This is a genomic window from Pseudomonas putida, from assembly GCF_050990305.1.
Taxonomy (GTDB): Bacteria; Pseudomonadota; Gammaproteobacteria; order Pseudomonadales; family Pseudomonadaceae; genus Aquipseudomonas; species Aquipseudomonas putida_AH.
The window spans coordinates 2601216-2614808 of record NZ_CP158817.1 but is presented as its reverse complement, the minus strand read 5'-3'; the positions used below and the strand labels follow the sequence as shown (position 1 = coordinate 2614808).

The window sequence follows — 13593 nt, the reverse complement described above, 5'->3', positions numbered from 1 at the left end:
TCCTACAACGCGAAGAACGATAACGCAGTACAACAGACACACCACAGCGTCTGGAGGGACTGCTGCGCAGTCCAACGGGGATAATTCCCCTTGCCACGTTGCTGGGTAAAGGGACGGGACAAAGGAGACACACAAACCTCACCCTCGCACCAGATAAGCCCCCGCCGGCACCCGATCTCGCAGTTTCTTGCACTTCCCAGGTTTGGGTTGATGCCCAGGCGGGCGGTCGGGGAACCAGATTCGGCATTTTCCCGGCGGCGGCCAATGGCCGCGGGGAATGTTCACTTCATCGTAGGCGGGGCCTGGCTGGACGGCGACCGCTTGCAGGTACTGCTCAGGTGGCGGGTTGTCGCGGGTGGACAGGGCCGCGTCCTGCTGTGCGGGTTCGGGTGTGAGGGCGCCCGTCTCACGCACAGTGTTCGGGGTGGGCTGCTCGGCAGCCGCCACTTGAGCTTCGCGCCCCCTTCTAGCCTCTTCTTCCAACCCCTGCTGCACACCGACAAGACGTTCGTCAGCATTGGGAGGGGTATTCGATACCTGGGCTTTCTGCGCCGCCTCGATCAATTGAAGGTTGCGATTGCGCAACGCAACGTTTTGCCCGACCCGCATGTTGGAGCGCACGGCCAGGGTTTCAGCCTGTTGGTACTGCCCCTGTTGAAGACGCAGCACGCCGAGATAATGCAGGGTCGCGGGGTTGTTCGGCTGGATATGCAGGGCTCGCTCGAGCGTGGCGGCGGCTTGGTCCAACTGACCGTTGGCATACTGCTGCGAGGCCGATTCGATCAGGGCGGTCGATGCGTTGTTGCTGTGCGGGGTGGCTTTGCGTTCGGCGGCGAGCGCGGAAGTCGACGCGGCGGCGTAGCACGCCAGGAAGAAACCCAGCAGAAAACTCTTGGTTGGCATCGATGACGGACTCGGAAGGTCTCGGGACAGCACCTTCGTCACTCACGCGCCTGCGGCTGGAATGAGTTGAAGGGGCCACTATCGACCGGGCCTTTGCGTCGTAGTTCCCAAGTGATCTACCCTGCTCCACGGCATGCGACGAAATGCCTGGACCGACCGATTCATCGAATGGCCCCGGCCTTTCGATGCTCCCCTAGCGCGCCACCAGCGAACTCGCCAACAACGCCTCCAACCCCATCGGCCTGGCAAAGTAATAACCCTGGGCCTGCCCTGCCCCCATTTCCCGCAGCAGCTCCAGCGTCGCTTGGTCCTCGACCCCTTCGGCGACCACGCTCAGGTCCAGGGATTCGGCCATGCGCACAATCGCCCGCACGATGGCGCGGCTGCGGGGGCTGCTGGTCAGTTCGAGGATGAACGATTTGTCGATCTTCAAGCCGCTGAACCGGTATTGATGCACATAGCTTAAGGATGAGAAGCCTGCGCCGAAGTCGTCGAGCACCACGGACATGCCGTTGTCAGCCAGTTGCTGCATGGTCTGCCGAGCAATCGCCGGCTCAGCGACCAATGCGCCTTCGGTCAATTCCAGGCAGATGCGCGACGGCGCAACCCGGTGCCGCGCCAACAATGCCAGCACCTCACCGGCGAATTCCGGACGCGCCATGCTGTAGCTGGAGCAATTGACGTGCACCGGCGGCCAGTTGGCGTGCTCGGGTTGGGCGAGGATCAGTGCGATGCTGTTGAGCATGTACAGGTCGAGTCGACCGATCAGGCGCAAGCCTTCGACATCCGGCAGAAACTCGCCCGGCGTGATCACTCGGCCGCCCGGCTGGTGCCAGCGGATCAGCGCTTCAAGGGCCACCAGCTCACCGCTGTCGACGCTGACAATCGGCTGGAAGTACGGCAGCAGCTCGTCCGTACGCTTGAGTGCGTTGCGCAGGGCGCCTTCACGTTCAACCTGGTCCGAGACCTCGCGGCGCACTTCCTGATTGAACACCGCGTAGCTGTCGCGCCCGGCGCTCTTGACCCGGTACATCGCCGCGTCGGCATCACGCAGCAAATCGGCGGGCTCTTGGTGGAACTGGGTATCGGCGCTGACGATGCCGATGCTGCACGACGAAAACACCTCATGGCCGTTGATGAAAAACGGCAGGTCGAACGCCACCAGGATCCGCTCGGCGATTTCGACCAGCACCTCCAGCGGCGCCTCGGGGGCGAGCACCGAAAACTCATCGCCCCCCAGGCGTGCCAGCATGTCGGTTTCCCGCAGGCAGCCGCGCAGACGGTGGGCAGCCTGCATTAACAGCAGGTCGCCAAAATGGTGGCCAAGGCTATCGTTGACCATCTTGAAGCGGTCGAGGTCGATGAACATCACCGCCAGGTGCCCGCCTTCGCTGCCGAACAGCGTCCAGGCCTGGTTAAGGCGCTGTTGCAGGTAGGTGCGATTGGGCAGCCCGGTCAGGGCATCGTGGGCGTTTTCGTGCTGCAACTTGGCATTGGCGTGATCGAGCTCGCGGGTGCGGCTCTGCACACGGGCTTCGAGCTTGAGGTTGGCGGCGTGGATCGCTTCGGCTGCGGTGCGGCGCGACAAGGCGGTGTCGATGTGCCGCGACACGAACGTCAGCAGTTCCTGATCACGCTGGGTATAGCGTACCCGCGAGGTGTAGCTCTGCACCGCCAGCACGCCACGCACCACGTCGCCATCGAATAACGGAATGCCCAGCCAGGAGTAGGAGCGGAAATACTCCTCGGCGATTTCGATCTCACCCTGCGCCGACAATCGCTCAGCCTCGGCCACATCAATCAGGCATGGTCGACGCTGACGGATGACGTACTCGGTCAAACCTCGACGCCCACGTCGTGCCGCGGGACAGATGGTCTGGCGCTCATCGACGTAATACGGGAAGGTCACTTCACTGGTCGCGTCGTCGAACAGTGCGATGTAGAAGTTCTGCGCGAACAGCAAATCGCCGACGATGCCGTGCAAGGATTGAAACAACTCGGCCATGTCGCCGGGCTGACTCGACAGCTCGGCAATCTGGAACAGCGCGCTCTGCAGATGTTCGGCGCGCTCACGGTCTGCCACCTCCTGGCGCAACGCATCGTTGAGCGCCGACAGCTCAAGGGTGCGACGCATCACGGTTTCTTCCAGATCTGCCCGATGCAGAAGTCGGTCCAGTGCCATGGCCACATGGCGCGACACCACCAGAAACAGCGCGCGGTCTTCAGCGCTGTAGGTACGCGACACGTCGTAGACCTGCATCGCCAGCATGCCAAACACCTCATCCGAGGCGTTTTTCAGCGGCGCGCCCATCCAGAACTCGGGACGATCGCCTATGCAGTGGAAACGGCCCTGGGCCTGAGCCGCGAGAATGCCGGCGGCGTCGATCAACAGCGGCTGGCCACTGACCAGCACCTGGCCGGTCAACGACAGGTGCGAGGGGTCGAGGTATTCGTAGTGCGAGGATTCCACCGCCTCAACGTCGATAATGTCGACGTAATAGGGGTAATCGATCTTGCCCGTGCGCGGGTCATACAGCGCGAGGTAGAAGTTCTCGGCGTCGATCAGACTGGCCAGCAGCCGGTGAACCCCCACCAAAAACACTGACCGGTCGCGGGTGGAACTGGCCAGGTAGGTAATTTCATACAGCACACGCTGGGTGATCTGCGCACGGGCAAGGGTGTTGGTTTGCACCTCGATGCCCAGGCGCTGGGCAAATTCAGCGAGCACCGGCTGCGCGGCCTCGTCGATGGGCGCGAGCAGCCAGCCCAGCACACTTTCGCCTCGGCCGGTCGGCCAGCGGTGCAGATTGCGCTGTCGGCAAAAGGCGTCGAACTCTTCATTGGCCACGCTTGCGGGCCACTGCGCCTGGGGATCGCCCTGCCCGACCCAATGCATCTGTTCACCGGCACGGTAAACCGCCCACGCAGTGGTATGGGCCCAGTTGCGCGCCGAGTCCAGCAATTGCTCGATCGTGTCCTGATTGCCCGCGTAGGCCATACCAACGGTATCCCGATTCCCTTTGGGTTGAGATGCGACAACGTCGCAATCGTTCGATTGCCCTGGAAAGTCGGTCAATGGACGAACACTCATCAGCGCTCCCTGTGCCAAGAATGGCGATAGTCACTTAGCTTTTTTTGTTAATTGCCAGCATTGTGCCAGTGACCTTTCCGTTTAAAGCTTATAGCGTTTTTTTTCAATGGTTTTATGTCGGATGTGCGATTGCGATCGCATCCCGTGCAGTGCACCCCGCCATTGGGGTGCATCGCTTTCAAGCAAAAGCCATCAAGTGCGGCCCACAGAACCGGTCACCGGCAGGTTGCCCAGCAGCTTGAGCCCTGTGGTTTTCACGAACGTCTCATAGTCCATCGGGCGCTCGACACGGGTTTCTGCGTTGGGCAAGACGTAAGCCCAGGCGCGCTTGGAGGACGCGTCGTACACCAGCTTGAACAGGCGAGTCGGCACCCAGACCTTGTTGTCGCCGACGGTGGCGTGGCCCTGGTCAAAGAGCGGGCCGGTAAAGACAAACACGTTGCCGTTGGCGCGCTGGGCAAACTTTCGGACGTCGGACTCGACCTTGCTCCAGACCTTGCGGTTGTTGGTCGGGTCTTGCGGCACCATGTTCGACAGCGCAAAGGACTGGGCCATCGCATTGGGGTTGGGCGCATCGGCCGCCGGGGATTGATGACCACGGTCCACCGCCGGATGCTGGCTTCGGTAGTCACTCAACTCTGCCCGCCCACCCTTGGGAATGCGTGGGTCCGGATAGAACTGGTTGGTGCGTTCTTCCCCTTTGGCATCCTGAAGCTGCGCGGCGTTCAGGCGCTCGACCACCACCAGGGGCGTCTTGCTGGTTTGTGAGTACAGCACCGCAAAATTATCGGAGCACAGGGCCATGGGGTTCATGGTGGCCGGCACGGTGCCCAGGTTGATCGGCTTGGCTGCCGGGAACAGATCCGCGCAACCGTCGAACGATGCCTGCTTTTGCTTGTTTGAATAGAGATCCAGCGCCGCGCTCTGACTGATCGAGCCCGAGCGGGAGGTGTGTTCCTGATGCTGTGCTGGCGGCTTGATGAAGTCCAGCAGACTGCGGGCTTGCGCCCCGGTAGAGAGCAAAACAAGGGCCGAGAGCCCGACTGCAATTTTGCGTAGGTGCATGCTTTAAATCTTCGAATGGGATTGAGGGTATCTGTGGGGTGAAGCTTGATTCACGCAGCGGTGTTTGACGCAGCCATGCGGCGTGGCGCTACGTGTTGGTGGATGTAGATTATGTGGCGAGGAGCATGCTTTCACTGTCCTTGGTCAAACGTAGTGATGCGCAAAGGCTTGGTTTAGTGCGGGTGGTGCGGGATTCATTGACCGCCTTGCAGCCCATTAGTGCAGAGGCGTGTTTGAATAAAATCGTTAACGATGACGTGGGCAGTTTGAATGTCCGTGTCGCTCTCGGGTTTATCGCGAGCGAGCTCGCTCCTACAGGTCTTAAACGATAGCGAGATCCCAACCGGCAAATAAATCCGACCCATTTTTTCAGGCAAGCAATAAGGACATCCATGCCAACAAGCAGGATTGGTGACATCCATTAGACTGATTTGAGACCGAGCCATGGGCGTCCGTGTTTAAGTTGACGCTGACAGCGAACCCGGCTCACGCGCTATGGTCACAATCATTGATGGCATCGTGCTGTTCTCCAACGCGAAGCTTTCAATTCATACCTTTCAGGGTGCGCCGGATTGCCTTCAGTGGGTTCCGTCTGTCCAGGGAACCACTGCACTCATCCACTGCTCCCTTACCGGAGTACGCAAATGACTCAATCCATGCGGTTCTTCCTTTCGTTCCTCCTGGCGATCGCCACACTGGCCTCGGCGAGCCTTTTGAACACTGCCGGTGCGGCCACCGCCGAAGACCTCAATGCCGACTCTCGGCAAGCGTTGCAAGCGCTCTATAAGACCCATCCTTTAGCCGAAACCATCTCGCACAAAGCCAAGGCCGTGCTGGTCTTCCCGAATATCGTCAAGGCCGGCCTGGTGTTCGGTGGCAGCTATGGCGAAGGCGTACTGATGAAGGGCACGAAGGTTGAGGACTATTACAACTCCGTCAGCGGCTCGTGGGGGCTGCAGGCCGGCGCCCAATCCTATGGCTATGCGGTTTTTCTGATGACCGACAAGGCGCTCAAATACCTGGCTGAATCCAAAGGCTGGGAAATCGGTGTGGGACCAACGGTGGTGGTGGTTGATGAGGGGGCAGCGAAAAACCTGTCCAGCTCCACGCTGAAGGATGACGCCTACGCGTTCATTTTTGATCAGCAAGGGTTGATGGCGGGTATCAGCATCGAAGGGACGAAGATTTCCAAGATCAAGCGCTGAAGCCGGGCTGCTTTGCTGACCTTAAAGATCGCAGCCTTCGGCAGCTCCTACAGGTTCACGCCATCACCTGTAGGAGCTGCCGAAGGCTGCGATCTTTTAATGACCCGCACTGATACAGACGTCTGTCCATCTGAAATTTTCGACTACGCTTTGCAAGCAATCATTCTCATCCGTTGAAAACGGTTGCCCCACTGTTGTGTTTTGCAGGAGCCTCCCATGAGAGCCGTAAAAGGATCGATGACTCGCGTGCGCACGCGCCCCCTCTTGCCCCGCCTGCTGGTGGTCGCGCTCGCCGTTGCCAGCGGTGCCAGCGCCCAGGCCGCCACCGACCCGTTGGGAGGCCAGCCGCCGCCGGGGTCTAGCGCCTCGGTCAAGGACTTCGACTATCAGATCAAGTATCAGCGTGCGTTCGAAGCCGTGCTGTGGAACATGCCGGCGATTTCCATCTATTCCTTCCGCCGTGCCGCCTTCGAGAACCTTGGCTACAAGGACAACGACATCATTGCCTATTCGGCAACGGCCACCCCTCAACTTGAGGCCTTGACGGCCAACAGCACCACGCCTTACATCGCCGCCTACACCGACTTGCGCAAGGGCCCCGTGGTCCTGGAAATACCCCAGGCGGGTGCTGACGGCAGCCTTTACGGTCAGGTGGTGGATGCCTGGCAATTCACCATCGCCGACGTAGGGCCTGCCGGGCTCGACAAAGGCAAGGGTGGCAAATACCTGTTTACGGCCCCTGACTATAAGGGTGCGATCCCCAAAGGTTATTTCCACGTCACCTCGCCGAACTATCGCATTGCCTTGGCGTTCCGCTCGGTGCCACCGGCGGGGAAAACCGCCGCCGACGCCTACCAGTATGCCAAGCGGCTGCGCATGTATTACCTGTCAGAAGCCAAGAACCCGCCGCAACAGAAGTTCATCGATCCCAGCCATGAACGCTACCCAACGCTGCCGTTCTAGGATGAGCGGCATTTCCAGGACATGTACGAGATCATGAGCGTCGAGCCGGTCCACGAGCACGACAAAGTGATGATGGGCATGCTCAAGTCCCTGGGCATCGAAAAAGGCAAGCCTTTCGCGCCGGACGAAACCGCCAAGCGCGCTATGCATCAGGCGGCGATCGACGCCTGGTTTTACTTGCAGGAATGGTTCGACAGGGAAATGGTCAAGCGTGTGTACTGGCCGGATCGTCATTACGTCTCGCTGTTGCAGACCGATGCCAATCGCGAATTCAAATTCATCTATGACGACAAGATCGATCTGCTGGAGCGCGCCGCCGAGTACTACTGGTGCACCTACATGCCAAAAGCGTTGAGCGCTTCGCCCGCCACGTCCTATCAAATGGCGATGGCGGACAAGGATGGCAAACCGCTGGAAGCTGGCAAGCTCTACAAGATCGATGTGCCAGCCAACATGCCGGTCAAGCAGTTCTGGGCGCTGACAGTCTACGACCGCGCCACCTTCTCCTTCATTTACAGCGACAGCAATCGCACCACGCTCTCATCGTTCGACGTCGACAAGATGAAGAAAAACGCCGATGGCGGTGTCACGATTTATGTCGGCCCAACCGCGCCCCAAGGGCAGGAATCCAACTGGATTCCAACGTCGGGCAAGCGCCCCCTGCCGGCCATGCGCTTGTATGGGCCGACCGAGGCATTCAACAACAAGACCTTCAAATTACCTGACTTCGAACAAGTCAATCCTTGAGAACTGCCAGCTACCCGTTCGACGCTTTCCAATGGACTACCGGAGTGTTTATGAAACGACTGCTTCTTGCCGCGACACTGCTGTCCTGCACAGTACCGGCCTTCGCGCAAATACCGGACAAGCTCGCCGAGGATGCCTACATCTACGGTTATTCCATTGACGAAGCCTACAAATTCTTCTATGAAACGGCGGTCAAGACCCATACGCCGATGAACCGCTTCCAGAACATTCGCCACCTGGCTGACGACACCTACACCGACCACCCCACCATCAACAACGACACCCTGCACCTGCAAGGTTGGCTCGATGTGGCCGCAGAACCTGTGATCATCAGCGTCCCGGACATGGACAAGGGCCGTTACTGGATCCTGCACACCATGGACATGGGCCACTACACGACGTCCATGATCGGTTCGCGTACCCGCGGAACCAAGGGCGGCCACTTCATGTTTGCCTCGCAGGACTGGAAAGGCGAAGTGCCGGCCAGCGTCACCGAAGTGATTCGCCTCGACTCCAACCTGGTGAAGTTGATGGGCCGGATCATGGCCACCGACCCCGAAGACCAGAAGACCGCGCTCAAGTACATGGATGACTGGAACGTCCGGACCCTCTCCGCCTACCTGGGCGAGCCCGGCCCCAAGGCCAAGGAACGCACCTACCCGGACCCGGCGAAGACCAACTGGTTGCAACGGGTCGATTTCGTCCTGTGCGACGGCACGATGGGCAAGGCAGACAAGAAATGGCTGGATCAATACAAAGCGATCGGGCTGGAACCCTGCAAGAAAGATTTCACCAAGGAGCAACTGGCTGCCGCCAAGAAAGGTGAAGCACTGGGCAAGAAGCACATCGAGGAGCTGGCACCCAACCTGCTGACCTCCGCCAAGTCATTGGGCACCCGCGAGCAATTGGGTGACGGGCAGCGTGACCTGTTTGCCGTAGGCACCTATGTGGGGCAATGGGGTCTGCCGCCGGATGAAAGTGTCTACCTCAAGGAAGGCACCGCCAGTGATGGGAAAAACATCAACGGTGCCAACGGCAAGTCGTACCGCATCACCTTCAAGGCGCCGGATGTCAGTCAGTTCTGGTCCTTCACGGTGTACGCCTCGGACAACCGTTTCATGGCCCACAACGCAATCAATCGTCACAGCCGTGGTGACCGTACGCTCAAGCCCGATGCCAACGGCAACTACACCATCGAGTTGAGCGCCAAAGGTGAAGAGAGCAACCCCAACTACCTGCCCATTCCGGAAAAGGACGCGTACATCGTGATGCGCCTGTATGGCCCGAGCAAAGAAGTGCAAGAAGGCAGCTACAAGTTCCCGCCCATCGAAGTGGTCAAGCCCTGAGCCCTTCTGCTGCCCGGTCACTTGCGGTTTCATTGCGTGAGTGACTGGGCGCAGAGCCCGGAAAATCAATCCGTGTCCCAGACAACGCGGGCATCCAGAATGCCCGCGTTATCGTTCATCGCAGCCTGCAGCAGCTCCTACAGGGGTTGAGTCATCCTGAGCAGGCGCCATTACATTGCTGAACAGACAGACTTAGTTACGTGCCTCGACCGCGTCCCTATCGGCAGCGTCCACCGCATTTCTGGCGGCGTTCGCCTGAGCCTTGGCGGCATCTCGGGTCGCATCAGCCGCAGCTCTGGCCGCATCCCGGGTGGCATCGGCGTCTCTGCGGGCGGCGTCCCTGGCTGCATCGGCCGCGGCCCTGGCAGCCTCTCGATTGGCGTCTGCATTCGGATCGCCAGCCGCTCTTGCCGCTGCCCTGGCGGCGTCCGCATCGGCTCGGGCGGCCTCTCTGGCTGCATTTGCCGCTGCCTTGGCAGCATCGCGATTTGCGTCCGCATCAGCGCGGGCTGCGTCTCGGGCTGCATCAGCATCGTTTCTGGCGGCGCCTCTGTCGCGACCGTTGTCATCATTGGCATCGTTGTCACGGGCATTGCCCGGGCCTCTGTTGCCGGCCACGCCGCCATGGTCAGCATCACCGTGGCCCGGACCTGCATGATCGCCACCCTCTCCATGGCCACTATTGCCAGCGCCGGCGCCACCATTGCCGTTACCGCCATCACCACCGTGACCACTACCACTGCCGCCACCGTTACCGGAGCCGCCATCCCCGCCGTGACCACTACCGCCGCCACCGTTACCGGAGCCGCCATCACCGCCGTGACCGCTACCGCCGCCACCGTTACCGGAACCACCGCCATGACCACCACCGCCTCCCCCGCCGCTACCACCGTCTCTGGCGTACGCGCTGGAGAAACCGCTGATGTAATCCGGTACCAGCACTGTCGATGCTGACAACACGCCGCCAATGGCCAGCGCCAATAAACACTTGTTGATATGCATGATGCACCTCCGCTTGGCGCTGCGTAGTCATCTCCTTATGGACGCAACATCCAGTGAGTTTCCAGCCGCTCATCGTGCGACCAGCCAACCGGCACGGTCATTAATCCGCAGCACTGAAACGCCACTGCGATTTGCCCACGACCCTTCCAAGCCCGTTGACATCTTCATGCGGGAAATTTTCCCACATTTCCTTTAGAGCAGTGACTTTCAGTCGGAGTTCAATGGATGAATGGCATCGCTACACACCATTAATCTGCTTCACTGAACCGAAAAAATGGAGTTTGAATCATGACCGAAGACGCAAAAGTCAAAGGCCCCGCATCGTATTTCCCCTCGATTGAAAAGAAGTACGGACACCCTGTCAGTCACTGGCTGGACCTTCTCAAAACCCTGGATGGCAAGAAACACATGGAGTTAGTGGCCATTCTCAAAACCGAGCACGGCATGGGCCATGGACATGCCAACGCCCTGGTCGCGCACCATTTGGCGACCACAGCAAAAAAATGATGATGAGGATTCACGTTCACACCCGTGGCAGAAGCCGTTGCTGCGCAGGAGTCCGAACATGACCAGTATTGAAAAGGCTGGATTTCTTGGCTTCGATGTCTTTGGCACCGTGGTTGACTGGAGAACGAGCATTGCCCGGCAATCCGCGCCGTATTTGCAGCGACTGGCCGTGCAGATCGAACCATTAGCCTTTGCCGATCAATGGCGCTCGCTCTACCAACCCTCGATGCAACGTGTGCGCAGCGGCGAGCGTCCCTTTGTGACACTGGACGTTTTGAACCGGGAGAATCTTGAAGCCTTATTGATCAGGCACGGCGTCGAGGCCGGACGGCTCGAAGCGTCGGATATCGCCACCTGGAGCGCCGCCTGGGAAAAGCTCGACCCATGGCCGGACTCCGTCGAAGGCCTCACCCGCTTGAAACGACGCTTCGCCATTGGCCCGATCTCCAACGGCCACATCGCCGGGATGATGAACCTTGCTCGCTACGGCGGCTTGCCCTGGGACGTCATTACCGGTGCGGGCTTGGCCCGCGCTTACAAGCCGCAGCCAGAGGTGTATTTAAGGTCAGCCGAAGCCGTCGGTCTGCCACCCCATCGTATGGCCATGGTCGCGGCACACAATGACGACCTGGTCGCGGCAAGAGCTTGCGGCTTTCACACAGTGTTCATCCGCCGGCCTACGGAATATGGTCCTGAACAGACATCGGATCTGCGGCCAACTCAAGACTGGGACATGGTCGCGGACTCGCTGAGCGAGTTGGCCTCAATGCTCGACTGCTGACTGGATCGCACCGCAGCCCCAAAAGATCGCAGCCTGCGGCAGCTCCTACATTTAGAACGCGATCCCCTGTAGGAGCTGCCGCAGGCTGCGATCTTTTTTCAGGCCTCAGTTTACCGCCGCAATCTTGTTACCGCCTGAAACGGGACAGATTCGTTTATGGGAAAAAATGCGCGTTTGAAGAGAGCCCCATCAATGAAAAAAAAATCCATGCCATTTTCGGTCATGGCTATGTAGCTTCAAAAAAATATCTCACCCTTCACTCCAAGTATCACTCCAACTTCATCAACCCATATGCAATAAATCCCCAAACAGCAATGCCAACTAGCATCACTGCTTTGATTTTCAAAAGATGCTTTAGGTGAGGGGGGAAGTTTTTAATATCCTCAAGATCCAGTTCACCAATGCGGATTGAAGCCCTTGGCATCATTACCATCCCTGCTTTCGCAATCCACCCCCCCCAGATAAAGGTATATCGACTGTTCTTCAAGGCTTCCAGCATGGCGAAATCCCACCGACAATCCTGTAAGTCTTGCCATCCTTGCCACAGGTGACCCGATCACCTTCGCGGGCATGGAGGACGCCGAACATGTTGATTCCTTCATGACCATCCAGGACCGTGCCGCCACAGCTGGTCTTGTCATGCAGACCAATGAAATGTCCTTCGTTCATTGATGTTTCTCCTTGTCGGTATTGAGTTGCGTCCACCTTTCACGTGGGCAATAGCGTTGGCCCCGATGAATATCGGGGCGACAAGGAATAGAACGTCGGGGCGCTTTAAGGGGCAATGCCAATAGCGCGCCCCTCAAGAGCGATTAGGAAATTTCTGCAAGTGAACGAACCCAATTCCTACAGCAGTCTGGCCGGTCAGCTGAAATACCCAACAAACGCCGCTCTTTGTCTGCTGTTTTCAGGAATGCAAAGGGAACATCCCTTGGCAATCTCAAACCAAGCCAATGGATGTCCCCATTCTCCTACTCAGGCGGATCAATCTGATCCAGCACCCGGTTCGCCGTGATTTCCGCCAGCATCACGCTGTTGGAAATGCCCAGCAACGCATGGCGATCGCCGCCGTCCAGATGATCCGCCAACTGATGCACCATCACATCGACCGAGGCCAGCGTCTCGACCAGGTACACCATCAGATCTTCAGTTCTGGTTTCGGGGTTAACGGAGAACAACGTGTTGGGTGCGCGCGGAGTGGCTTTGATGTCGGCGGTTGAAGGGGATTCGAATGCGGAGCCGGGATCGGTATCCGGCGGATTCGGTGAAGGCTTTTTCATTGCTGAGTTTTTTCCTGATGATGCGCCAACCCACCTGCTGCTAAACAAAGTAGGGAGGCAGCTGCACGCGGGTTAGCAGACCGGAAAACTCAGCAATCCGGCGCGCCCGAGGGCGCCCCACGTACAGCTACCATCAAGTACAGGTAATGAAACACCTGCAAGATAGACGCACGCGCAGCTGAGTTATCGCAGGCTGCTAAACCCAATCACTGATGGGCAGTGACGCGAATCAAGTTACCGAGCGACCCCAGGGCGCACAAGCCGGCGGATTCTGGCGTAGCGGTAGGCAACCACGCAAGGTTTTGTAGCTTTCAGGAAGTGATCTTGAGGCTGCTTAAACATGCGCCGCAAAATGTGTTTAAAGTGCACGAAAGTCCTGCACATAAATCTGTAGGAGCGAGCAGGCTCGCGATGGACGTGAACGAAAACGCGTGAAACCAGATACCCCACGGCGCCCTCTGGTTTTTCGCGAGCAGGCTCGCTCCTACAGTTTTTGGGTTGGTTGCAAGATTTGTGAACACGCGAACCCTGCAGGAGCGAGCTTGCTCGCGATGGACATGAACGAAAACACGTGAAACCAGATACCCCACGGCGTCCTCTGGTTTTTCGCGAGCAGGCTCGCTCCTACAGTTTTTGGGTTGGTTGCAAAATATGTGAACACTCGAACCCTGTGGGAGCGGGCTTGCTCGCGAAGGCGGTATGT

The 13593-nt window shown here is 58.8% G+C and carries 13 protein-coding genes; 6 read left to right on the top strand and 7 right to left on the bottom strand.

What is annotated here, in order from left to right; all coding sequences use genetic code 11:
- Positions 1-138: 138 nt before the first annotated feature.
- The 3 genes from ABTV22_RS12095 to ABTV22_RS12085 form a co-directional block, all read right to left on the bottom strand.
- Complete coding sequence (locus ABTV22_RS12095; protein WP_433740393.1) at positions 139-903, bottom strand: tetratricopeptide repeat protein; 765 nt, start codon at positions 901-903, stop codon at positions 139-141.
- 193 nt (positions 904-1096) lie between these two features.
- Positions 1097-3994, bottom strand: a complete 2898-nt coding sequence (locus ABTV22_RS12090; RefSeq protein ID WP_433740391.1) for a sensor domain-containing phosphodiesterase — start codon at positions 3992-3994, stop codon at positions 1097-1099.
- A gap of 192 nt (positions 3995-4186) precedes the next feature.
- Positions 4187-5059: a DNA/RNA non-specific endonuclease gene (locus ABTV22_RS12085; RefSeq protein ID WP_433740389.1), complete on the bottom strand. Its 873-nt coding sequence runs from the start codon at positions 5057-5059 to the stop codon at positions 4187-4189.
- A 644-nt stretch (positions 5060-5703) separates the two neighbouring features.
- Here ABTV22_RS12085 and ABTV22_RS12080 point away from each other — a divergent pair.
- The 4 genes from ABTV22_RS12080 (at position 5704) to ABTV22_RS12065 (ending at position 9320) form a co-directional block, all read left to right on the top strand.
- The gene (locus ABTV22_RS12080) at positions 5704-6264 is read left to right on the top strand and encodes a YSC84-related protein (protein ID WP_433740388.1); all 561 of its coding nucleotides are present in this window, start codon (positions 5704-5706) and stop codon (positions 6262-6264) included.
- Between the two features lie 216 nt (positions 6265-6480).
- Positions 6481-7227 carry a DUF1254 domain-containing protein gene (locus ABTV22_RS12075; protein WP_433740386.1) on the top strand — a complete coding sequence of 249 codons (747 nt, stop codon included), beginning with the start codon at positions 6481-6483 and terminating at the stop codon, positions 7225-7227.
- Between the two features lie 33 nt (positions 7228-7260).
- Positions 7261-7974, top strand: a complete 714-nt coding sequence (locus ABTV22_RS12070) for a DUF1214 domain-containing protein (protein WP_433740384.1) — start codon at positions 7261-7263, stop codon at positions 7972-7974.
- A gap of 50 nt (positions 7975-8024) precedes the next feature.
- On the top strand, positions 8025-9320 hold the full coding sequence (locus ABTV22_RS12065) for a DUF1254 domain-containing protein (protein WP_433740382.1): 1296 nt from the start codon (positions 8025-8027) through the stop codon (positions 9318-9320).
- A 192-nt stretch (positions 9321-9512) separates the two neighbouring features.
- Here ABTV22_RS12065 and ABTV22_RS12060 read toward each other — a convergent pair whose 3' ends face one another.
- Complete coding sequence (locus tag ABTV22_RS12060; RefSeq protein ID WP_433740380.1) at positions 9513-10322, bottom strand: hypothetical protein; 810 nt, start codon at positions 10320-10322, stop codon at positions 9513-9515.
- A 288-nt stretch (positions 10323-10610) separates the two neighbouring features.
- Here ABTV22_RS12060 and ABTV22_RS12055 point away from each other — a divergent pair, with 288 nt between their 5' ends.
- Both ABTV22_RS12055 and ABTV22_RS12050 read left to right on the top strand, forming a co-directional pair.
- Entirely contained in the window at positions 10611-10829 is a 219-nt protein-coding gene (locus tag ABTV22_RS12055; RefSeq protein ID WP_433740378.1) for a DUF4287 domain-containing protein, read from the top strand.
- Positions 10830-10887: 58 nt separating this feature from the next.
- A complete protein-coding gene (locus ABTV22_RS12050) occupies positions 10888-11610 on the top strand; it encodes a haloacid dehalogenase type II (RefSeq protein ID WP_433740376.1) in 723 nt (240 codons plus the stop codon).
- A 268-nt stretch (positions 11611-11878) separates the two neighbouring features.
- On the opposite strand, the gene ABTV22_RS12045 is transcribed toward ABTV22_RS12050, so the two are convergent.
- From ABTV22_RS12045 to ABTV22_RS12035, 3 genes are all read right to left on the bottom strand, one after another.
- A complete protein-coding gene (locus ABTV22_RS12045) occupies positions 11879-12109 on the bottom strand; it encodes a hypothetical protein (protein ID WP_433740374.1) in 231 nt (76 codons plus the stop codon).
- Complete coding sequence (locus tag ABTV22_RS12040) at positions 12094-12279, bottom strand: PAAR domain-containing protein (RefSeq protein WP_433740372.1); 186 nt, start codon at positions 12277-12279, stop codon at positions 12094-12096. The genes ABTV22_RS12045 and ABTV22_RS12040 overlap by 16 nt, the downstream gene beginning before the upstream one ends.
- Positions 12280-12581: 302 nt before the next feature.
- Positions 12582-12890: a DUF6124 family protein gene (locus tag ABTV22_RS12035; RefSeq protein ID WP_433740370.1), complete on the bottom strand. Its 309-nt coding sequence runs from the start codon at positions 12888-12890 to the stop codon at positions 12582-12584.
- Between the last annotated feature and the right edge of the window lie 703 nt (positions 12891-13593).